At 42.1% G+C, this 21,768-nt stretch carries 21 protein-coding genes; 14 read left to right on the forward strand and 7 right to left on the reverse strand.

From position 1 onward, the window contains the following. Window positions 1-54: 54 nt before the first annotated feature. The 10 genes from ACFPU1_RS15865 to ACFPU1_RS15910 all read left to right on the forward strand — a co-directional run bounded on the left by ACFPU1_RS15865 (window position 55) and on the right by ACFPU1_RS15910 (window position 11,802). On the forward strand, window positions 55-912 hold the full coding sequence (locus ACFPU1_RS15865) for a ComEC/Rec2 family competence protein (protein ID WP_385942878.1): 858 nt from the start codon (window positions 55-57) through the stop codon (window positions 910-912). A 29-nt stretch (window positions 913-941) separates the two neighbouring features. Further along, a complete protein-coding gene (locus ACFPU1_RS15870) occupies window positions 942-2,261 on the forward strand; it encodes an amidohydrolase (RefSeq protein WP_385942880.1) in 1,320 nt (439 codons plus the stop codon). A gap of 147 nt (window positions 2,262-2,408) precedes the next feature. After that, window positions 2,409-2,579 (forward strand): YpmA family protein, encoded by a 171-nt coding sequence (locus ACFPU1_RS15875; RefSeq protein ID WP_083465308.1) that lies wholly within the window; start codon window positions 2,409-2,411, stop codon window positions 2,577-2,579. Window positions 2,580-2,595: 16 nt separating this feature from the next. Beyond that, on the forward strand, window positions 2,596-3,081 hold the full coding sequence (locus ACFPU1_RS15880; RefSeq protein ID WP_054635679.1) for a hypothetical protein: 486 nt from the start codon (window positions 2,596-2,598) through the stop codon (window positions 3,079-3,081). A 174-nt stretch (window positions 3,082-3,255) separates the two neighbouring features. Continuing rightward, window positions 3,256-4,440: a pyridoxal phosphate-dependent aminotransferase gene (locus tag ACFPU1_RS15885; RefSeq protein ID WP_385942881.1), complete on the forward strand. Its 1,185-nt coding sequence runs from the start codon at window positions 3,256-3,258 to the stop codon at window positions 4,438-4,440. Window positions 4,441-4,562: 122 nt separating this feature from the next. After that, window positions 4,563-5,852 (forward strand): asparagine--tRNA ligase, encoded by a 1,290-nt coding sequence (asnS, locus tag ACFPU1_RS15890; protein WP_385942883.1) that lies wholly within the window; start codon window positions 4,563-4,565, stop codon window positions 5,850-5,852. 306 nt (window positions 5,853-6,158) lie between these two features. Next, on the forward strand, window positions 6,159-6,860 hold the full coding sequence (locus ACFPU1_RS15895) for a DnaD domain-containing protein (RefSeq protein ID WP_054635681.1): 702 nt from the start codon (window positions 6,159-6,161) through the stop codon (window positions 6,858-6,860). A gap of 39 nt (window positions 6,861-6,899) precedes the next feature. Beyond that, window positions 6,900-7,559 (forward strand): endonuclease III, encoded by a 660-nt coding sequence (nth, locus tag ACFPU1_RS15900; RefSeq protein WP_385942885.1) that lies wholly within the window; start codon window positions 6,900-6,902, stop codon window positions 7,557-7,559. Beyond that, on the forward strand, window positions 7,556-8,083 hold the full coding sequence (locus tag ACFPU1_RS15905; protein WP_385942887.1) for a YpoC family protein: 528 nt from the start codon (window positions 7,556-7,558) through the stop codon (window positions 8,081-8,083). Before nth ends, ACFPU1_RS15905 begins: the two co-directional genes overlap by 4 nt. A gap of 134 nt (window positions 8,084-8,217) precedes the next feature. Beyond that, a complete protein-coding gene (locus ACFPU1_RS15910) occupies window positions 8,218-11,802 on the forward strand; it encodes a dynamin family protein (protein ID WP_385942889.1) in 3,585 nt (1,194 codons plus the stop codon). A gap of 234 nt (window positions 11,803-12,036) precedes the next feature. Here ACFPU1_RS15910 and ACFPU1_RS15915 read toward each other — a convergent pair whose 3' ends face one another. Both ACFPU1_RS15915 and recU read right to left on the reverse strand, forming a co-directional pair. Next, on the reverse strand, window positions 12,037-14,862 hold the full coding sequence (locus ACFPU1_RS15915) for a transglycosylase domain-containing protein (protein ID WP_385942891.1): 2,826 nt from the start codon (window positions 14,860-14,862) through the stop codon (window positions 12,037-12,039). 85 nt (window positions 14,863-14,947) lie between these two features. After that, window positions 14,948-15,547: a Holliday junction resolvase RecU gene (gene recU, locus ACFPU1_RS15920; RefSeq protein WP_054635688.1), complete on the reverse strand. Its 600-nt coding sequence runs from the start codon at window positions 15,545-15,547 to the stop codon at window positions 14,948-14,950. A 173-nt stretch (window positions 15,548-15,720) separates the two neighbouring features. On the opposite strand from recU, the gene ACFPU1_RS15925 reads away from it, so the two are divergent. From ACFPU1_RS15925 to ACFPU1_RS15940, 4 genes are all read left to right on the forward strand, one after another. Continuing rightward, on the forward strand, window positions 15,721-15,972 hold the full coding sequence (locus ACFPU1_RS15925) for a DUF370 domain-containing protein (protein ID WP_054635689.1): 252 nt from the start codon (window positions 15,721-15,723) through the stop codon (window positions 15,970-15,972). 342 nt (window positions 15,973-16,314) lie between these two features. Next, complete coding sequence (locus ACFPU1_RS15930) at window positions 16,315-16,794, forward strand: helix-turn-helix domain-containing protein (protein ID WP_385942893.1); 480 nt, start codon at window positions 16,315-16,317, stop codon at window positions 16,792-16,794. 44 nt (window positions 16,795-16,838) lie between these two features. Further along, on the forward strand, window positions 16,839-17,219 hold the full coding sequence (locus tag ACFPU1_RS15935) for a YppE family protein (RefSeq protein WP_385942895.1): 381 nt from the start codon (window positions 16,839-16,841) through the stop codon (window positions 17,217-17,219). Between the two features lie 61 nt (window positions 17,220-17,280). Continuing rightward, window positions 17,281-18,117, forward strand: coding sequence for a sulfurtransferase (locus ACFPU1_RS15940; RefSeq protein ID WP_385942896.1), 837 nt, complete (start codon window positions 17,281-17,283; stop codon window positions 18,115-18,117). Between the two features lie 130 nt (window positions 18,118-18,247). On the opposite strand, the gene ACFPU1_RS15945 is transcribed toward ACFPU1_RS15940, so the two are convergent. From ACFPU1_RS15945 to ACFPU1_RS15965, 5 genes are all read right to left on the reverse strand, one after another. Beyond that, window positions 18,248-18,853: a trimeric intracellular cation channel family protein gene (locus ACFPU1_RS15945; RefSeq protein WP_054635694.1), complete on the reverse strand. Its 606-nt coding sequence runs from the start codon at window positions 18,851-18,853 to the stop codon at window positions 18,248-18,250. Between the two features lie 28 nt (window positions 18,854-18,881). Further along, complete coding sequence (locus tag ACFPU1_RS15950) at window positions 18,882-19,181, reverse strand: hypothetical protein (protein ID WP_385942898.1); 300 nt, start codon at window positions 19,179-19,181, stop codon at window positions 18,882-18,884. A gap of 87 nt (window positions 19,182-19,268) precedes the next feature. Further along, on the reverse strand, window positions 19,269-20,942 hold the full coding sequence (locus ACFPU1_RS15955) for an ABC1 kinase family protein (protein WP_385942900.1): 1,674 nt from the start codon (window positions 20,940-20,942) through the stop codon (window positions 19,269-19,271). Between the two features lie 33 nt (window positions 20,943-20,975). Next, complete coding sequence (locus tag ACFPU1_RS15960; protein WP_054635697.1) at window positions 20,976-21,308, reverse strand: phasin family protein; 333 nt, start codon at window positions 21,306-21,308, stop codon at window positions 20,976-20,978. 200 nt (window positions 21,309-21,508) lie between these two features. Continuing rightward, complete coding sequence (locus ACFPU1_RS15965; protein WP_385942902.1) at window positions 21,509-21,709, reverse strand: hypothetical protein; 201 nt, start codon at window positions 21,707-21,709, stop codon at window positions 21,509-21,511. Window positions 21,710-21,768 lie beyond the last annotated feature (59 nt).

Below are 21,768 nucleotides of genomic sequence, written 5' to 3' on the forward strand. Positions count from 1 at the left end.
ACGTACACTAAGGAAGGTTCAGGAGGCTCTTTATAAGGAAGGGGAGCGACACAGGTGCGTGATGTATTGCTATATGTCTGTTTGTTTTGCTTTTTGCTGCTTGGTTTGACGGGCTGTCAGGAAAGTTATCCTGCCAGCACTGAGGCAAGTCCTGCCTTAGAAATGGACATCCATCTGGAAGCTGATGAATTCTTAATAACCTTTATGGATTTGCCCGATGGAGAGGCTACCCTTCTTCAATCAGGTGCAGGTGAAAATGTTCTGATAAACACCGGGGGACAAAGAAGCAGACCAAAGCTTGAAGAAAGTCTTCAGGCCTTTGATGTGTATGCGATTGATGCTTTGGTTCTTACAAATGAGGATGAGGCTTATACAGCTAACACCGACTGGCTTTCCGCCCAATACGGCATAGACACCATTATTGGAAGCCGGAAATCTTCTGAAATGATTGCAGACCGGTTTCCGGCACTTTCATCCAAAGTGATATATTGGGAGGAAGGGAAAGTGAATTTTCCTGCTATCGGGATGGAAACCGAGGTTCTTTTTGCGGGAGAAGATGAGGAGGGCGCCCTCGTTCTTAAATTTTCCTACGGCAGAGAAAGCCTTTTATACATGGGGACAGCAAAGGAAGAAGTAGAGGAAGCGCTGACTGATCATCCCAGAATTAAATCAACGTTTTTAAAAGTAGGAGATTTCGGGAGTCATTTTGGAGCCAATCTTATGTTCCTGGACCATGTGGATCCCCAGATAGCAATCGTTTTTCTTTTGGGTGGAGACCGGGCGGACAAAGGGCTATTGGAACGGCTGAATGATGCCTGGATTGATGTGTATCAAACTGGCAAGCACGGCACTATCTCTTTTAAATGGAGCAAAGAAAAAAATGAATGGTTCACATTAATATCCAGGAAATAAGATATACATGGCAGTAAGGGGCAGATAAGATGTATGATTTGTTAATCCACAATGCAGCTGTAATCACTCTGGACAACGAAGAGATGATCGACAATGGTTTTGTGCTGGTTCATGAGGGGAGATTCATCCAAGTGAGTGAAGGCCCCCCTCCTTTAGCACTGAAAGAGAAGGCCGTAAATATAAAAGATGCAAAAGGAAAATGGCTGCTCTCTGGGTTTTTTAATACTCACTGTCACACCCCTATGTCGATTTTAAGGGGAGCGGCTGATGATTTACCCCTTGATCAGTGGCTGAAAGAGGAAGTGTGGCCACGGGAAAAGTTTTTAGATAAGGACATGATCCATGCAGGAACTTCTCTTGCCCTGGTGGAAATGATCCGTTCTGGCACCGTAGGTTTTTTAGACATGTATCATTTACATATGGACATCGTTGCGGAAGCAGTAGTGGAAGCAGGGTTAAAGGGTGCCTTATCAAGAGGCATGATTGCCCTTGGATTTACTCCTCAGGAATTAAAAGACAAGCTAAATGAAGCTGCTGTCCTTGCGAAAGGGTGGGAAAGCCATGAATCGAAAAGGCTGAAGGGGTTTTTGTTCCCTCATGCTCCTTATACCTGCACTCCTGATTTTCTGGAGGCGGTGGCAGACAGAGCGAGAAGTGAAAATCTTCCTTTAAGCATTCACTTAGCAGAAACAAAAAAAGAAGTCGCTCGCCATGAAAAAGAATACGGAAAACGACCGGTTGAACATTTAGATGACCTGGGCTTTTTTGAAAGTCCGGTTCTGGCTGCCCATGGGGTTCATGTAAACTCTTTTGAGATAAAGCTATTGACAGACAAGAACGTTTCAGTCAGCCATAACCCCCTTAGCAATCTAAAGCTTGGTTCGGGTGTGGCGCCTGTTGGAGAAATGATGAAGCAAGGTCTTCATTTATCAATTGGGACAGACAGTGTTGTATCCAACAATAACCTTGATATGTTCCAGGAAGTCAGGACAGCTGCTTTACTGCAAAAGGGCTTTTTTCATGATGCATCCCTGGTTACAGCCAGAGAAGCGCTGCAAATGGGGACGATACATGGAGCTAAGGCAGCCGGTTTCACTGAAAGCGGCTTAATAAAAGAAGGGTACGAGGCAGATTTTATATTAGTGGATTCTTCCAAACCTCATCTTCAGCCCGTGGAGAATAGAGTCTCTCATCTTGTTTATTCAGCTTCTGGACAGGATGTAACAGACGTTTTCGTTAATGGAAGGGCCGTAATGAGGAATAAGGAGCTTATCACCCTTGATGAAGAGAAGATTGTTTATGAAGCAAATAATCAGTACCGTCGTTTAAACGGTTTGTACCGAAATTAACCTGCACCATAGGAAGGTGCAGGCATGAATGAGGTACGGGCGGGTTTGTTTTCATTCACTCCCTTAACGGGTATGTTTTTATAGTTCCCCTGATAAAGTGCAGACATGCAAAATGGGGGCAGAAACAAAAGGAAGGCAGGGATGAACATGGAAAGCAAAATCGAGGTATTATCGACAGTGAAGGTTCAGTCAACTCCTGACCTTTACAAAATTGTTGATTCTTTAAATCGGACATTAAAAAAAGAAGATCTGATGTTTGGACTGGCATTGGACGAAGAAGATAAAGAGCAGATGGTTTTTACAATATACCGCACATAGAAAGGAAGTGAAGGGCATGCGGAATCTGGTTGCGATTCTCAGTGTCGCAATTGTCGTGGCCCTTATTGTTGTAGGTATTCTTTTTTACCAAAGTGCACGTTCCCCTCTGGCCAGTCTGGAAACCCGGACAATAGAAGCTGCGCAGGGGGAAGATGGAATAACTTCGGTGGAAGAAGCAGAAATATACAACGGCGAGGAACAATACAGGGTAGCAAGAGCTATCAATGACGAAGGCGAAGAAGAGATATTATTTTATGATGAAGAGTGGGAGCTGATTGACCGCCGATCAGCTGGTGAAGGAGTAACCAAAGGGCAGGTGCGTTCCATGGTGGAGGAAGCGGAAGAAGGCGTGGATATTCGTTCGGTGCGCTTAGGCTATGACCAAAACCAGCCTGTTTATGAAATAACGTATCGCAGTCAGGAAGGAAGATTTCATTATTACTACGTTACTTTTGAAGATGCCTCCTTCGTTAAACGGTACAGCCTGCAAGAGACAACCTGAATGGGCTGACCGGCTGATGCGCTTTCTCTTCTTTGTATGCTCAGATACAGGAGAAGGGATGAAGCTTGAATTCAACCCGCTCATTCCGTAAACTTATCTTTAGGTGATTTTTCTGAAAAAATAACCTTTTATAAAGTCATGGACGTTTGCAAGGAATCTAGAGGAGGCCATAAGATGAAATTAGCTAAGCGAGTATCAACACTAACACCATCTTCAACATTAGCAATCACAGCAAAAGCGAAAGAATTAAAATCCCAGGGCCATGATGTCATAGGTCTGGGAGCTGGAGAACCAGACTTTAACACTCCTGATTACATCATAAAAGCAGCTGTTCAATCCATGGAGGAAGGACATACAAAATACACTCCTTCAGGCGGCCTGCCGAAATTAAAGGAAATGATCGCCCATAAATTTAAGCAAGACCAGAACCTTACTTACAGCTCTGAAGAAATTATTGTGGGTACCGGAGCAAAGCATGCCCTGTATACGCTGTTTCAAACTCTTTTAGATGAAGGAGACGAAGTTATTATCCCGACTCCTTACTGGGTAAGTTATCCGGAGCAGGTCAAGCTTGCTGGAGGAAAGCCAGTTTACATTGAAGGTAAAGAAGAAAATGACTTTAAAGTAACTCCTGAACAGCTTCAAGACGCTATAACCAGCAAAACTAAAGCATTTATCCTGAACTCTCCAAGCAACCCTACAGGCTCCATGTACGACCCGGAGGAGTTAAAAGCGGTTGGAGAAGCAGCTTTAGATAACGATATACTCATTGTATCCGATGAAATTTATGAAAAGCTTGTGTATGGCGGAGCAGAACATACATCAGTAGCTCAGCTGTCTGAGAAGCTGAAAGAACAGACGATTATTATAAACGGTGTTTCTAAGTCTCACTCTATGACTGGCTGGCGCATTGGCTACGCAGCTGGAAGAAAAGAGATTATTAAAGCAATGACCAACCTTGCCAGTCATTCCACATCCAACCCGACAGCCAATGCACAGTATGGTGCCATTGCTGCCTACGAGAAGGATGATGGTTCTGTAGAAAACATGAGGAAAGCTTTTGAGGATCGCTTGAATACGATTTACGATAAGCTTGTAGAGCTTCCGGGAGTAACGTGTGTTAAACCCAAAGGAGCCTTTTATCTTTTTCCTAACGTGAAGGAAGCTGCAAAAATGAACGGCTATGATGACGTAGATGAGTGGGTAAAGGATCTTCTCGAAGAAGAGAAAGTAGCTCTGGTTCCTGGATCAGGCTTTGGTTCACCAGATAACGTAAGATTATCCTATGCCACTTCACTGGATTTATTAGAAGGAGCAATTGAACGTATTGGACGCTTTATTGAAAAGAAAAAGCAGTAAACAACAAGGACGGTTCTAAGAGAGAGCCGTCCTTTTGTGGTCTCGTTGACTTCCATTTTTAAGCCCATGTATAATGAGGCTTGTGGATAAGTGAACCGAGAACCGACAGGAGGGACAAAAACGTGAAAACGACCATTAAAAAAGCAGGCAGTCACGTAGGTAATGAAGTAACGATTGGGTGCTGGCTTGCAAATAAACGCTCCAGCGGAAAAATTGCCTTTTTACAGCTTCGCGATGGGACAGGATTTATTCAAGGAGTCGTTGTCAAAAATGAAGTTGGCGAGGAGTTGTTTAAAAAAGCAAAGGAGATCACACAAGAAAGTTCATTATATATAAAAGGTGTCATTCAAGAGGATGACCGTGCTCCTTCCGGATATGAATTGACAGTTACCGGAATTGAAGTGATCCAGCAAGCAGAAGATTACCCTATTACTCCAAAAGAGCATGGCACGGAATTTTTAATGGACAATCGTCATTTGTGGATTCGTTCAAAAAAACAGCATGCCACACTCCGGATCAGACATGAAATTATCCAGGCAACATATGAATTCTTTGATAAGGAAGGTTTTATCAAGGTTGATCCTCCGATATTGACAGGAAATTCAGCAGAAGGAACGACTAATTTATTTCACACCAAGTATTTCGATGAAGATGCCTTCTTGTCTCAATCAGGACAGCTGTACATGGAAGCGGCTGCCATGGCATTTAACCGCGTGTTTTCGTTTGGACCGACCTTCAGGGCAGAAAAGTCCAAAACCCGTCGCCATTTAATCGAGTTTTGGATGATTGAACCAGAAATGGCTTTTGTCGAACATGAAGAAAGTCTGGAAATTCAGGAGCAATATGTAAGTTATGTGGTTCAGGCTGTACTTAAAAATTGCAGGCAGGAGCTCAAGGCTCTTGAGCGTGACACATCCAAGCTGGAACAAATTAGTGCTCCTTTTCCACGGATTACGTATGATGAGGCAATTGATATCTTGAAAAAAGAAGGCCAAGAGGTTGAATGGGGAGAAGATTTTGGTGCCCCTCATGAAACAATCATTGCTGAAAAATTTGATAAACCAGTGTTTATTACTCATTATCCAAAAGATATCAAAGCTTTTTACATGAAACCTGATCCTGGCCGGGAAGATGTTGTACTTTGTGCCGATCTTATAGCGCCTGAGGGCTATGGTGAAATCATCGGCGGAAGCCAGAGAATTGATGATTTGGAGCTGCTGAAAGATCGCTATAACGAACATAATCTTTCTGAAGAAGCGTATGGATGGTATTTAGATTTACGGAAATACGGCACGGTTCCTCATTCTGGATTTGGCCTTGGATTAGAAAGAACAGTTGCATGGATTTCAGGGACGGAACATGTCCGGGAAACCATTCCATTTCCACGTCTCTTAAATCGGTTATATCCATAAAAGGAAAAAAATCAAGACTACTTTATTTCAATAATCAATGGTAAAATGATCTCTCAATGACCTGATGCTTAGATGACCATCGGATAAATACCAGAACCTTACCCCCGTTATGCGGGGGATTTTATTTTAAATCAGCTCTGTTAAAGACCTATGTTGTTTCTTATTAAGTAATTTACGAGAAAACGCGCGTGAGAAGACTTCTTGAAGAGTACTGGTCCAGGACCCATTGTACAGAGCTAAAAATAATGGTGTTTCTTTGATATAAAAGCAGGATCTGGAACGATCCATGGCAGGGGAGGGAAAAGGATGGAAAGAAAACAATTGATCGGATGGCTTAAAGCAGGCCACATCTCGATACCAAAGCTGTTCTTAGATTATTACGCAGCGCTCGGCCTAAAAGAGGAAGAAATGATGGTGCTTATCCATGTCCATCGTTATATGGAAGAGGGCCATGCGTTTCCTACTCCAGATGACTTGGCTGCGAAAATGACACTTGAAGCAAAAGCATGTGCCGGCCATCTTCGTGGGTTAATAAAGCGGGGATTTCTCCATATCGAAGAACAAGAGGACGAAAATCAGGTAATGTTTGAAACGTATTCTCTTGACCCGCTCTATAATCAGCTTCTTACTATGTTTGCACAGGAAACAGAAGAAGGATGCCAGGAAGAGAAGGAGACGGCTGAAAGAGAGCTGTATGAGCTGTTTGAGCATGAATTCAGCAGGCCCCTTTCACCAATGGAATGCGAAACGATAGCCATGTGGCTTGAGCAGGATCAATATGAAAAAGAAATTATTCATGCCGCCCTCCGAGAAGCGGTGATCTCTGGAAAACTTAATTTACGTTACATAGACCGTATTTTGTTCGAATGGCAAAAAAACGGAGTGAAAACAGCGGAGGAAGCAAGGAAGCACGGGGAAAAATTCCGCAAGTACCAAACAAATCGACGACCAGTTCAGGAGCGTGAGAAAACCCCCCATTATCCCGGTTTTAACTGGCTTGATTCCTAAAGAATGGGTGGTGCAATCTGCAGAAAGGAGTAAATGGAAATGCTGACAAAAAAACAGGTGGAAGAGATTCTGCAAACCATCGGAGAAATGTTTCCTGAAGCAGAATGTGAACTTACCCATACGAATCCTTTTGAATTATTAATAGCCGTCGTTCTTTCTGCTCAATGCACGGATGCTCTTGTAAACAAGGTTACTCCTTCATTATTTGCTAAATATAAAGAACCAGAAGATTACTTGGCTGTGGAACAGGAAGAGCTTGAACAGGATATCCGTTCCATTGGGCTTTATCGAAACAAAGCCAAAAACATCAAAAAGCTGAGCCGATCGCTTGTTGAAGAGTATAATGGCGAAGTTCCCGAATCAAGGGATGAATTAATGAAGCTAGCAGGTGTCGGAAGAAAAACAGCAAACGTTGTATCCTCTGTAGCATTTGACTTCCCTGCAATTGCAGTGGATACCCACGTTGAACGGGTTTCTAAACGGCTAGGAATCTGCAGGTGGAAAGATAATGTGACTCAGGTGGAAGAGACACTGATGAAAAAAATTCCTCAGGATCAATGGTCTGTGACTCATCATCGTTTAATCTTTTTTGGAAGGTATCATTGTAAGGCCCAGTCGCCGAAATGTGATGTTTGTCCGCTCCTGGATCTATGCCGGGAAGGAAAGAAACGGATGAAAAAAAAGGAGGGGACAGCGTGAATGATGTACCTGTTCCTGACCCTTATTGTGAAGCCCCTTTTTATTCCAGCTCGGTGACTGAGGTGATTTCATTGTCTGTTCCCATTGAAGAAGGCATCCGGAAATACCCTTTCTATGCTGAAATAAGGTCCATATACAGACCGGTTGATCATAAGCCATGGACAGAGGTGGAGAAATACGTTTCTTTTCTCCTGCAAGAATGGAAACAAGAAAAAGGAAAATTAGCAGCATTATATCAAGAACGAAAAAGGGCAGAAGCTTCGCCCTTCATGGTTAAACAACTGGCAAATCTGATCAGTGCGCTGTGGTGGGCAAATGAAAAACCGGTGCCATCAGCGAAGCCGAGTATTCTTAGTAAAGAAAGTGAAAGGCTTCATATAAAGCCTTTTAATATAGAAGATAGATTAGCTTTTGTTTTCGAAGCGCCAGATCATCATGCTTCTTTTGTACAGCTAAAGGAAATGTTTGATGAACTTGAAAAGCGATTTAAAGTATCCTTGCTGAAAACAAAGAAAAGTAACTGAAAAAGGCAGCTTAGCTGTCTTTTTTTGTATAGGAGAGTTTCATCCAAAGAGGAAGGGTTTTTTTATACCATGAAAGACTGGTCTTTTGTTAGAAAATTCGCTATAGTAAGCGTGAAGGACGGTGTATAAAAGAAATGACGATCACAAAGACGGATCTCATCCATCATTTAGAGCAAGAGCTTCCTTTTCGTAAGGATAACCAAGCAAGACTGGAACAGCTGAAAGAAAAACAAAATAATGAGACATTTGATGTCGCGTTCTGCGGCCACTTCTCAGCAGGAAAGTCAACAATATTAAACCATATCCTTGGGGCAGAAGTACTGCCGACAAGTCCTATCCCTACCAGTGCAAATATTATTACCATTAAGCAAGGGCCCTTAGGCCTTGAAGCAGAAACTCCTGACAGTTCTGCAGAGCGCTGGGAGGGAGAAATTCCATGGGGTGATGTGCGCAAGTGGGGCATGGACGGAGCGGCAATCAAACAAATAACTATTACAGCTCCTTTATCTTTTCTGGGAGAAAATGTCCGCCTATTGGACACGCCAGGGGTAGATTCTACAGACCCTACCCACCAGCAGGTAACAGCTGAGCAATTATATACGACAGATGTCATAGTCTATGTAACAGACTACAACCATGTCCAGTCAGAGACTAATCTGCATTTTCTCCGCCAGCTGACATCAGAACAAAAGCCTATCTTTTTGGTCATTAATCAAATAGATAAGCATGATGAGAAGGAATTAAGCCTCCATGCTTATGAGAATTCAATTAAGACAATGCTTGATCGATGGAATATTCATCCTGTCTCGATTTATTACACAAGCATGAAGGATTTGGATCACCCGGCAAACCAAATTGAAGTATTTAATAGGGAAATGAAAGCCCTTTTATACCGGGGCGAGGAGATTCTTTCAGAAAGTTTATCAAGGCTTGCAGCAGGAACTGCAGAAGCGTTGAAGTCAAGGATTGAAGAGGAAATAGAAGAAGCAAAGGAAGAATGGGAAGCAAGACTCGAAGAAAATGATATCGATCCTGAACTTATTCGCAAACAAGAATCCAGAGAACATCGCCTGAAGACTCTGGATGGAGAAAAGAAACAGGCTATCAAAAAACTTTATGACGATAGAAACAGCTTATTTGAAAATGTAACGTTGTTTCCGTACTCAACTACAGAAAAGGCAAGGAATTGGCTTGAAAGCCAGGATCCTCAATTTAAAGTAGGGGTTTTCTTTAGTAAAAAGAAAACAGAAGAAGAAAGAAACCAGCGCTTGCAGGCTCTCACAGAAGAGCTGAATGAAAAAATCAATACTCAGCTTCTTTTTCACATCAAGAATCTTCTTTCAAATGCAAGCCGGGAGTACTTGCCTGATCAAGCCTATTATGAAAGGCAGCTCGAGGAATTAGAGATTACAGTGGATCAGCAATGGTTTGCTCCTTATGTGACAACACAGCAGATGGATCGTCAGTTTGTTTATACGTTCACAAAGCAAATCACATCTGACATAGTGAGAACAGTCAAGCAGAAAACAGATGAGCTCTTTTCCCTGTATGAGCAGGGAATCAGCAAAGCATATGAAAGGGAAAAGGAAGAAATCGAAGGTCTGGTACAACAATCTGCCAGCCTTGATTATGAAAAACAAGCATGGGAGGAAGTCCAACAAGGTTTTGAAAATGAAATAGAAACTGTCAATGAGTGGCTTAGAAGGCACAATCCAGCCTCCTCGTTAGAAAACAAGCTGAAGGACCTTCTCCAACGAGGGGCGCCAGATGCAGTTAATAATATTTTTTCTGAAGTCACTATGCCAGATGAAGGTGTAATTGACCAGGAAGAAGAGGAAACGAGCTTCACCTCCCGCATCCAAGAAGATTTATCCTGGATGGTTGAGCCGGTTAGTACGTATGTAAGCGAATATAGGGACAGGTCATTTTTATCTTCTGAAAGAAGGCAGCTTGAGAATTTTCTCACCCGCTATGAGAATCAAACCTTTGTCATTTCTTTATTTGGAGCATTTAGTGCGGGGAAATCGAGTTTCGGTAATGCCCTTCTTGGGGATACGGTTCTTCCAGTCTCGCCTCATCCTACAACAGCCACTGTGAACCGTGTAAGAAAGCCTGATAAAGAGCATTCTCATGGCACTGTGAAAGTGTTTGTCAAAAGTGAAGAGTTTTTAAATAATGAAATAAAAAAAGTAGCCAGAGAGCTTGAAGAGGATGTTCAGTTAAAAACCTTAAGGTCATGGGACAGATCTGAGAAAAATATCACCTCAACGTGGAAACGAACAAACATTCAATATTTAAAAACATTAAAAAGGGCTTTGGAACAATCACCTTGGAAACTGGGCGAAGAACTGACGATGCCGCTCCCGGAACTGCATGATTTGGTAGCTAAGGAAGAGAAGGCATGTTTGCTTCAAGAAGTCATTGTCTATTATGACTGTGAATGGACAAAGCGGGGAGTAGAGCTGGTAGACACTCCTGGCGTGAATTCAATTCATGGGCGTCATACGAACGTTGCATTTGAGCAAATGAGAGTATCAGATGCTATCTTCTATTTAACTTATTATAATCATGCTTTCTCAAAGGCTGACCAGTACTTTCTTCAGCAAATGGGCAAGGTTAATGAAACCTTTGAGCAAGATAAATTGTATTTCATAATTAATGCATCTGATTTGGCAAATTCACCCCAGGAACTAAACGGGGTAAAGAATCATGTGAAAGAACAGCTGAAGGTTAATGGTTTAAAAGAGCCACGTTTATTTGCTCTTTCCAGTAAAAAGGGTCTGGAGGCAAAGCAGAAAAAGGAAGTATTGGATCAATCATCATTCGGAGTGTTTGAAGATCATTTCCGTGAGCATACCATTGAAGAACTAAAGCACTTGAATCTATTGTCTATTAAAGGAAAAGCTGAAGAAATTCTTAATAAAATAGATGACACTCTTTCAGGAATGGCAGGAGACAAGGAAGAAAAAGAAAGACAGCTTGCAAGGCAGACAGCTACAATACAAAGGCTGGGGAAAGAGGCGGAAAATTTCTCACTGCAAAAAGGCAAGGGAGAAGTGCTTCGAGAATCAGAACAGCAGTTTGCTTATTTAAAAGAAAGAACTGCGTTTGTTATGAATGATTATTTTCCTCATGTCATTAATAGTGCGGTCATTAACGGCTCAACCAAAAAAGAGCTGAGAAACCAGCTCGACGGGGCCATTTATGAATTTGAAGGATTTATAGAACAATTCCTTAGGCAGGAAATAGAAGCTTCCTTGATCCGATTGGAACAAAAGCTTAGAAGAGAAGGAGAAGAGGGAATTTCTGAATGGATGAAACAATGGAGAAAAGAGCTCCCATTTTTATCAGTCAGTGATAAGGAATGGAATGAGCAGTCCATTTCCCTGGAGCACCCTTCCTATTTAGCCTTGGACCGTGAGAAATATGCTCCTTACGTGAAATCCAAAAAGGACTTCTTTGAGAACCAGGAAATTAAACGCCTCAAAGAATCGTTAATTGAGGATGGAAAGGAAGGAGCAGCTTCAAAACTGGCTACCGTAGAAGCAAAAGTAAAAGAAGAATTAATTGATAGGGTAGCTCAGTGGGAGAAGAATGGACAAAATCGTTTAAAAGAAAGCCTGCATCAGGAAAAAGAAAGACTTACTTGGATGATGGATACTTCCATGAAACCTGCCCTTGAAGCTGAGAAGGAAAAACTGACATCTATTTTTAGATGATTATTATAAAAGGGTATGGTTGCCTGCCACAGCATCTTCCTTCTGAAAGGATAACTGATGAAAAAGGAAAAGTAAGGGGAAAAATAAATGAAGTATGCAGTGAAGGGTAATCTTGTGAACGTCCACAACCCGAAAACACTATAAACCGTATTATCATCAACAAAAAGAGGATCCAGTTATTGGATCCTCTTTTTGTTTTATAAGACTGTTTAGTTCCAGTCTCACTTTTTAATCTTAGTCTTCTTCTCCATTGCCGTTCTCATCGCCGTTACTTTCTGCCGATTGGTCATTACTGTTTTCTTCAGCAGGTGGAGCAGGTTCCGGCTCAGGTTGTGGCTCAGGCTGTGGTTCTGGAGTTGTTTCTGCATTATTGTTGTTGCCATTATTTTCTTCAGCAGGTGGAGCTGGTGTTTCTTCTGGAGGTCCATTGTCGCCGTTATTCCCGCCACCTTCAGGAGCACCGTTTTCTTCCTCCTGATCTTGAGGCTGCTCTTCTTGAGGCTGCTCTTCCTGAGGCTGCTCCTCTTCCTGTGGCTGTTCTTCTTGAGGCTGCTCTTCCTCCGGCTGTTCCTCTTCTTGAGGCTCCTCATCTGTTTCTTCTTCTTCCGGCTCCTCTTCTTCTATAGCCTCTTCATCAGGAACAGTTACACTTACATTGTTTGGATCACTTCGTTCCCCGTTTTCAACGGCTATAACCTGGAATTCGTGAGTAGTGCCTTTTTCAGGTGCATTTAGGATATATTGCATTTCTCCTTGTGTAGCTACTGTATTGAGAGATCCACCAGTACCATGACTCACTTCAAAAGAAGCGCCGCTTCCATCGTAACTCCAGGTCACAATAATTTGGTCATTCTCTTGATTGTAGGAAGCCGATAAACCGGAAACTGATGTGAGAGTTTCTGTCTCCTCATCTTCTTCCTCATCTTCTTCCTCTTCCTCAATAAATTCTTGTGAGACGCTGTCAGGTTCTGTCCCTCTGACAAACAGTTCCTCAGTTATTTCAGACTGGGGAGTTTGAGGGCTTGGGAGCTTTCCTGTGCCTTTTTCCACATCTACTCTTACAACTGATTCCGGTTGTTCAAAGTCAGGAGTTTCAATACCATCAGAAACTTCATTCATAACAAGTTCAAAGATTTGTTTAGCGATTCGTCGCTCCGGTCCTTCACTTAGATAGCCTGCATCCCGGCCGCCGCTGAATCCTGTCCACACGGAAGCTGTATAGCGGGACGTGTACCCTGTAAACCACGTATCAGGCACACCGCCGGAAGGGATATTATATTGCTGTCTTTCATCAGCCGTAAAGTTTGTTGTTCCTGTTTTACCGGCCACAGGCAGGTTAGGAAGGCTGATGTCTCTTGCTGTACCATACGATTCATCAAGCACACCTTTAAGCATATCCGTTATCATATAGGCCGTATAATCACTCATAGCTTCGCTGGCTTCCGGACGAAGATCGATTTCTCTGCCGTCAGGGAAGACGATCTTTCTTACTGCAAAAGGATCAATAAACTCTCCGCCGTTACCAAAGGCTGCGTATGCACCAGCCATTTCTTTACTGGAGACACCTTCTGCTACTCCTCCAAGAGCGTACGCTTCATGAATTTCTTCAAAAGGCATTCCTAAATTGGCGGCAAATTCCTGAGCCTCATCCAGTCCAACTTCCTGCAGAGCTTTTACAGCTGGAATATTTAAAGACCGGACCAAAGCTTCTCTCATGCTTATGTTGCCCATATAGTTTCTTGAGTAGTTCCTGATCTCCGTACCATCTGAATAGGAGTGTGGTTCATCGGGAATAATATGGCCGGTGGACCACTGCAGGTTTTCAATGGCAGGACCATAATCCAACACTGGTTTAATGGTAGAACCAGGCTGGGCCTCTGAACGTGTAGCATAGTTCCATCCGCGAGCAACCTCACCGCCGTGATGGTTGCCAACCATTGCTTTAATTTCACCTGTTTGAGTATCAAGCAGGGTGAAACCGACCTGGAAATGCTCATTATCAGGGTAAGAATCAATATAATCACGAGTCTGAATGACATCTTCCGCGTAATCTTGAGCAGAGGTATCAAGGGTGGTATAAATTTGAAGCCCTGCTGAATATAAGTCAGAAGAAGTGATCCCATCAATATTTTCTATTTCACTTTGTACGTGGGAAATGAATGAATCATATACTTGACCTTCGGTTTCAGCAAGCTCAGATACATTCAATTGTTCTTCAATGGTAACAGCTCTTGCTTCGGCCGCTTCATCAGAGCTGATCAAACCGTGTTCTTCCATTAAAGATATAACAAGGTTTCTTCTCGATTCTGCAGCTTCCGGATTGTTAGTAGGATCGTAGTAACTCGGACGGCGCGGAATCGCAGCAAGAAGAGCGGCGTCTTCAATGGCAAGCTCTTCCACATTAGAGACGTCAAAGTAATACTGGGCAGCTTGACCAATACCGTAAGCGCCGTTGTTGAAATAAATAAGATTTAAATACATTTCTAAAATCTGATCTTTGCTGTACTGCTGTTCAAGACGTACGGCAAGATATTGTTCTTGTACTTTTCGCGTTATCTGCTTGTCAGGGGACAGAAATGCATTTTTAACTACCTGCTGGGTGATTGTACTTGCCCCCTCAGCTCCAAAACCTGAGGATACGTTGGCTGCAAGAGCTCCGAACATCCGGCGCATATCAACACCAAAGTGGTCGTAAAAACGGACATCCTCAACAGCAATAAATGCATTTTTTACGTGGTCAGGTACTTCGTTTATATCCACCATGACACGATTTTCTGTGGCCTGGAGCTGAGTAATCAGTTCGTCGCGGTCATCATATATCTGGGCAGCCTGGGAAAAAACGAGCTGTTCAGGGTCAAGTGCAGGAGCGTCTCTGATCATAGCGACAGCTGTAACTCCGCCTGCGATGACCAAAACGGCAAGTATAATAGAAAAAGCTATGACTATTTTTTTCCATAACGGCTGCTTTAGCGTTGTATTTTCTGCCTTTTTTTTATTGCCCCGTTTATTTTTTTCTTCAGCCTGACGTTTTTCTGTTCTTGAACGATACTCTTGACTCATTCTGCTAGATCTTCCTTTCTATCAGTTCAAACGAACCGAGCTCTCCTATCCTGTTAGACGTAAACCGATAGGATAAGTTACAAATTTAAAAATAGACACGGTCAATTATCTGTAAATAATCTAGACGAGGAGATAGACCTTGAGGCACGAGATGTCCTTTTTCTTCGATATCATTTTTAGGAATAGACTTGCGTTCCTTTTGTTCTCTAAACCAATAAATAAAGTGGGAAGCATCATATAAATATACTTCCTGTGTCGGTGAAAACCGAAAAATTAAAAATGCGATACCGCCTTGATTTACGACCCGTTCCATATGCTTTACCTGGTGTTCATGGACATTGCCAAAAGGGAAGGAAGTTTTGTTCCTGGTTTCTTTGGCTTCAAAATCAATGTATTTTCCAGAGTATACACCATTATAGTCAGTTGTGGACGGCTGTTTAAAATAGGCTTCCGTAATGGTGGCAGCACTCCTCTTTGGGTAATCAACTCCTACAATTTGCACAGGTGTTGGCTTTTTATGAATGACAGCCTGTCCGGTTTGTAAATAATATTCATTTGTTTCATTTAAATCTTCTTCCAAGGTCATCCCTCTGTTGCCAAATTGAGGAGATGTCCCAGTGAGAGACTTGGACGGCTTTGTTCCAGAAGGAATAAATCGTTTCCCGTTTGGATAGCGAAAGGCCAACAAATTCACCCTCCTTTTGTGTAAAATAAAGGACAGTCAAATGTCATCAACTTATCATAGCACAACTTCTCATTACAAAGAAGATGTTTTCTTGAACGTTTATAGGCTAAGTGGACAAGGGGGGAACTGTATATGTTAGAATAATTTTATTACATAGAAGGAGATGGGATAAGATGAGTGATAAGCCTATAAATTTGGGATTTGGCAACATGATGCCTTCTGGACGCATCGTATCAATTGTTAATTCGGATTCAGCTCCGACCAAACGAATGATCCAGGAAGCAAGAGAAAGAAAAATGCTCATCGATGTGACAAATGGCAGAAAAACTCGAAGCATTATTCTTGCTGACAGCGACCATGTCATTCTTTCTGCTATTCAACCGGAAACGGTTGCTCAAAGACTCAATAGTAAATCAGATGAATAACAAAGAAGCTTTCGCTCATCGCAGAGTGAAAGCTTCTTTTTTCCTCTGATTACTCAGCAGGACGATTCGGGCCCTCGAGCTTCTTATCTCCGTACCCGACTTTTTTCTCTTCCTTGCCTTTCACTTTCCCATTGTTTTGACTCGGTTTTTTTCTCAATTCAACCCCTCCTTTTTCTTACTGTCCCCTTGGTTCACGCTGTTATGCGAATGGCGGAAAAAAAACAAGAAAAGGCACAGATCTCTTCTTTCTTTTTCGAATAAGCACTAGTTTTGTAAGGTGGAAAGGAGAGCAAGCAGAAAGGTAGAATTACCTAGCTATAAGTGAATGGAGGAGGTTTCAAGATGAGTGAACGAATGCTGAAGACTAAAGAGGTGGCCGAATTGTTGCAAATAGCTCCTGCTACTGTGCATAAGTGGGTAAAGAAGCATGATATTAAATGTTCAACAAATGACCGGGGACATTTTTTATACGGAGAAGAGGCCATTTCTAAATTCGAAGCTCTTAAAAAGGAATGGGATGACAGCCGGAAAAATGACACCGAATCTCACTTATCTCAAGTAGCTTCAGCCTCAGTACTGGAAAAAATGGATATTATGACAAAGAGAATAGAACAGCTGGAAGAAATCATAGAAACAAAAGCAGATGAAGTTGTAAGTTATCAATTACTAAAGCACAGGCAGGAGCTTGAAGAAGTCGAAAGAAAAATCGGAAAGATAGAAGAGCGTCTAATAGAGATAAAAATGAAAGAGATAGAACCACAGGACGAAAACGGTCCTTCAAAAAAAGAAAAAGGATTTCTTGCCGGATTGTTTTCAGTTTAAGGAGAGACCTTCCTTTGGTATGATAAAAAAAGAGGTGAGAGATAATGTGGACAAAAGAAGACACCGCTCTTTTACATTCATTAACAAAGGAAGTAAAGCAGTGGAATGAAAAGGCTTTGAAACAGTATGAGCAGAACACCTTAAAAGAAGGTTACTCACCCGATTTTTATGGGCAGGTGAAGCCCTTTGCCGACCACGTGAAAGAAGCAGCTGACAAATGGAGGCAGGTATCTGAAAGGTGGATAGAGGAAGAGAAGCCAAAATATATATACAAAAAACAAGTTACAGACACACATGAGAACCTCACTATTTTGTCAGTGACTGCTTTTCAAATAGATACGAAATCAAAAAGATTCCATGAAATGGTGCAGTCAGTGGATTACGTTCTTGAAGGAATCCTTTATGAGTTAAAAGCCCCTTCTTAATAGAAGCATGCTGCTGAGGCATGTTAAAATATAGAAATAAAATGAAGAAGGGGGACATGTAGTGAGTTATCTAGTAACAACTGAGTGGCTGAATGAAAATTTGCATGATGAAAACCTTCGAATCGTTGATTGTCGTTTTGAATTGGGACAGCCTGAGCAGGGAAGAAAAGAATATTATGAAAGCCACATTCCTGGAGCAGTACATGTTGATTTGGAAAAGGATTTATCAGATTCTCCGGCCGTCCATGGTGGAAGGCATCCTCTGCCTGACATGGAGGAGTTTGCGGATTTTATTTCTGAACTTGGGATTGATAAGGATACAAAGGTTATAGCATATGACGACCAGGGCGGTGCTATGGCAGCTCGTTTTTGGTGGATGCTGTTATATCTTGGCCATCCGAATGTTTATGTCCTTAATCAGACATTTACAAATTGGAAGAAAAAAGGATATCCTGTAACCGTGGAAATTCCTTCTATAGAGAAAAGGTATTTCTTCGCAGATAAAGAACCTCGTCTATTAGTTCATTTGGAAGAAGTGAAGGTAGCATTACATGAAGAAGATAAAGTTTTAATTGATGGTCGTGATGAAATACGGTACAAAGGAATCAGGGATGAGGTTGACCCGGTAGCCGGTCATATCCCTGGAGCCAGGCATTATTTCTGGAAGAAAGTATTAACAGAAGAGGGGAAATGGAAAGAATCTGAAGAGCTTCAAAGCCACTTTTCCGGGTTGTCTCATTCTGATGAAATCATATCCTACTGCGGATCTGGGGTAACGGCAGCAGCTAATGTTCTTGCCTTAAAGGAAGCAGGGTTTGAAAATGTACGTTTATATGCAGGGAGCTGGAGTGATTGGTCTTCATATCCCGATCTTCCCTATGAAACAGATAAATCATAACATAAGAGCTCATCCTTCCCTGCCATAAATCGGGAAGAATGAGCTTTTTTCACTTTATTACAATCATTGGGATTTTCGTTAAAATACGCTTGATTGTGTCCCTAAAGTCTTCACTAAGAAAGGGCATTGATTACCCGTTCTTTAAAGAACGATGAGGCAGACGCCATTTATAATAGACTGACAGCATGCGGAGTGTTACGATGACAACCAGCAAAGATATATACCCAGCCATGGTGTTTACTGCTCCTGTACCAATCAATAACCCTGCAAGCATGGCCCAGGCGATATAGATCTCCTGACGCAGCACCATAGGCTTGCGTCCTGCAAGCACGTCTCGAATCATCCCGCCTCCTGCACCAGTAAGAGCAGCGGCTGCGATGACAGCACTCAACGGGTGATTCATCTCTGCAGCGTAAATGGCTCCCTGAACAGCAAATGCAGCAAGGCCAATGGCATCAAAAAATATTCCCCATTTTCCCCACTGAGTAAGCCAGAGATTCGGGAGAAGAAAAGCCAAAGTCATAACAATAAAAGCAATCGTAAAAAGGTTTCCTTGCTCCCATAAAGCAGAGACAGGCACACCAATCAGTAAATTTCGCACGGCTCCTCCCCCAAAAGCCGTAACAAACCCCAAGATATAAACTCCTAGTAAATCATAATCTTCTTCCATTGCTACAATAACACCACTTAAGGCAAAGGCAATTGTTCCGATAATATTTAATATGTCCCAGGTCATAGGCTGCTCCTTTGTATAATGTTCACGCTTATCTTACCAAAGCAGTGGAGAAATGAAAGAATGATCCACCCCGCCAGCCTGCTAAAAGACTGTCTGATTCAAATAGACCTATGTGTGTCTGCAGAAGGAATGACACTACTGTTACACGAGGTAAGTGCTTCTTTGCAGTAAAAGAAGACCGCAAATCCTCTGATAAGAGGCGTGCGGTCAATTTTGCCCGGTCGCTGTAATCGCTCGAGCGAAGCTTACCCTGGCTGCTTTGCTCGTAATCATTGGAAAATTTGAAAACGAGAACCACCCTAATCCCTTGAGGTGAAAGAGTCCACATCAAGGGAGCTTCATATCAATTTATATAGTAAACACGTTGTTTGAAAAAAATGTAAAAAAACATTGTCAACATTCTTTAAGACAGCTCTTAAAAACGTCCCGATTTTAAAATGGAATAAATTAGTAAAAGAAACATAAAAAAGGAGACAATAAAACTAATTTCAATGACTGGAAGCTGGACAAGAATAGAGTTTTGGTCCCCAAACGTGGATCCAATAATAAGGCCTACCATGATGATACTAAAGGCAAGAAGTGTGATACTAAAAGAAATCCGGTTAACAATTTTGTCCATTTTATTTAAGAAGATATTCAGCGTAGGTATCTTTACGTCAATACCTACTCCTTTGTGGATCTGCCTTAATGCATCTCTTAATTCTTTTGGGATATCGGTAAGGATGTCCTGCTGTCTTTTTCCTTCTCGTCCCACTTTCGTAAGCCAGGCAAACGGATTTAAACGGTCACGAGCAAGCATTTTTCCGTAAGGCTCGGCAACTTCAACAATGCTCAGCTCAGGATCAAGTCTTTCGAGGAGACTTTCAAGTGTAATAATCGCTTTGGCAAGAAGTGTGTATTCTTTGTAAATTTGGATCTGGTACCTATGAGACATTGAGAATATGTCATTGATTGCTTCACCGAACCGTACCTGGTTAAACGGCCGGTCATAGTATTTCTGCAATAAGTATTCCACATCATCCACAAATTGATCATGATTAATATCTTCAGGAATTTCAGCCATATCATAAATGGTCTCGGCCACTTCTTCTGGTTTCTTGCGGGTCATCGCAATAACGTAACTGACAAACTGGTACCGCATTGCTTTATTAAGGCGCCCTACCTGGCCGAAGTCGAGCATAGCAGCTCTGTCTTCATCCAAAAATATAATGTTTCCTGGGTGAGGATCACTGTGGAAAAGGCCGTCAATTAACACCTGATGCAAAAAAGCGTCAGCTAAAGAACGGGCCAGGGCATTTTTTTTAACCTCACTTCTTGATTCCGAAAGTTCACTGATCTTGTTCCCTTTAAAAAAAGACATAGTAAGTATGCGTTTGGTGGAAAACTCTTCATAAATTTCCGGGATCACTACCCGTTCAAACTTCTCCATATTTTTCCTGACTTTATCTGTATTACGGGCTTCTACAAAATAATCCACTTCATCTCGTATAGCAGTAACAAATTCTTCTATTACATCCTGGAGGCGGTAAAACTGAGCCCATGTAAAACGCTGGTGAAGGAGTCTGGCTAGATCTCTAAGGATCTCTATATCTTTTTCGACAATTTCTTTGATATGAGGACGAGATATTTTAACGGCCACTTCTTCTCCTGTTTTAAGGCGGGCCCAGTGTACCTGTCCGATAGAGGCAGCTGCAAGGGGCTTTTCTGAAATCTCTGAAAAGACCTCATCAATTGAGGTATCCATATCCTCTTCAATCATTTTCTTTGCTTTTTCAAAAGGAAAGGGAGGTACGTCATCCTGAAGCTTTTCAAGCTCCTGAATAATAGAAGGAGGAAAGATATCCTTTCTTGTGCTGATCATTTGGCCAAGTTTTATAAAGGTTGGTCCAAGCTCTTCTACCACATGACGGATTCGGGTACCAACAGACCTGGTTTCTTTTTTGTTTGAATCAGCGGCAAGACGCTTTGGGAGAGAAAGGACATGGAATAACCCAACCTCCTGGATAATGTAGCCAAACCCGTGTCTTGTCAGAGTAGCTACTATTTTTCGGTAGCGGTTTGCGTGCTTGAGACCTCTAGAAAGTGCCATGCAACATTTCCTTTCTCCTGAATGTCTCGCTGGTTAGTTTGAGTTGTTTTCATCATCATTGTTTTTGATATGCTGTGCTAATTGCAATTCAATTGCTGCTAATTGTTCTTTTAGTTCATTTATATCTTTTTGAGTAGCAACCCCCATGTCTTTAAAGGAATCCTGCATGCGGTCTTTAGCTTGGGAGGACCATTCAGCTTCTGTTGATTTACCTTTCGTAACCATTTCATCCATCCACTCATCGGCTTCCTTAGGAGTGATCTGTCCTTTTGAAACAAGGTCATCCAAATATGTTTGAACTTTTTCTTTCCCTGTCACTGCTGCACCGAGTCCTAGGAAAAATCCTTTTTTTAATAGTTCGTTCATCATAACCCCTCCTGCAGAATTTTGCCCTCTTTTTTCCCGGGCGAAAGGAAACTGCTTTCTTATCTCTCGATTTGGGAGCGAGCAGATAGAAGCTTTGATTTTCCCATACTTGTATTTTACCAAAACTAACCGGTGCAAAACATTTTAAAATACAGCGTTTAGGAAAAAAGCATCCAGCCAAAGGCTGAATGCTTTACAGGTTAGTTATTATCAGTAAACATAAGTACAATTACAAAAACAATAGTGACCAGAGAAAGGACAGATAAAGAAGTATACATGAACGTTCCTACTTCTTCAGCGCCATTTTCTCCGTTTCCGCCTCCTGCTCCCAAAGCAGCAAGAGGAGAAAGAGCAAAAATCGCAAATGCCATCATTAACCATGCACTACATTTTTTGACCATTGTGATCCTCCTTTGTATGTATAAAGCCACTCATCCTTGGTTTCGATCCTTTGATGCCG

Source organism: Thalassorhabdus alkalitolerans (assembly GCF_042656525.1).
In the GTDB taxonomy this organism is placed as follows: Bacteria; Bacillota; Bacilli; order Bacillales; family Marinococcaceae; genus Thalassorhabdus; species Thalassorhabdus alkalitolerans.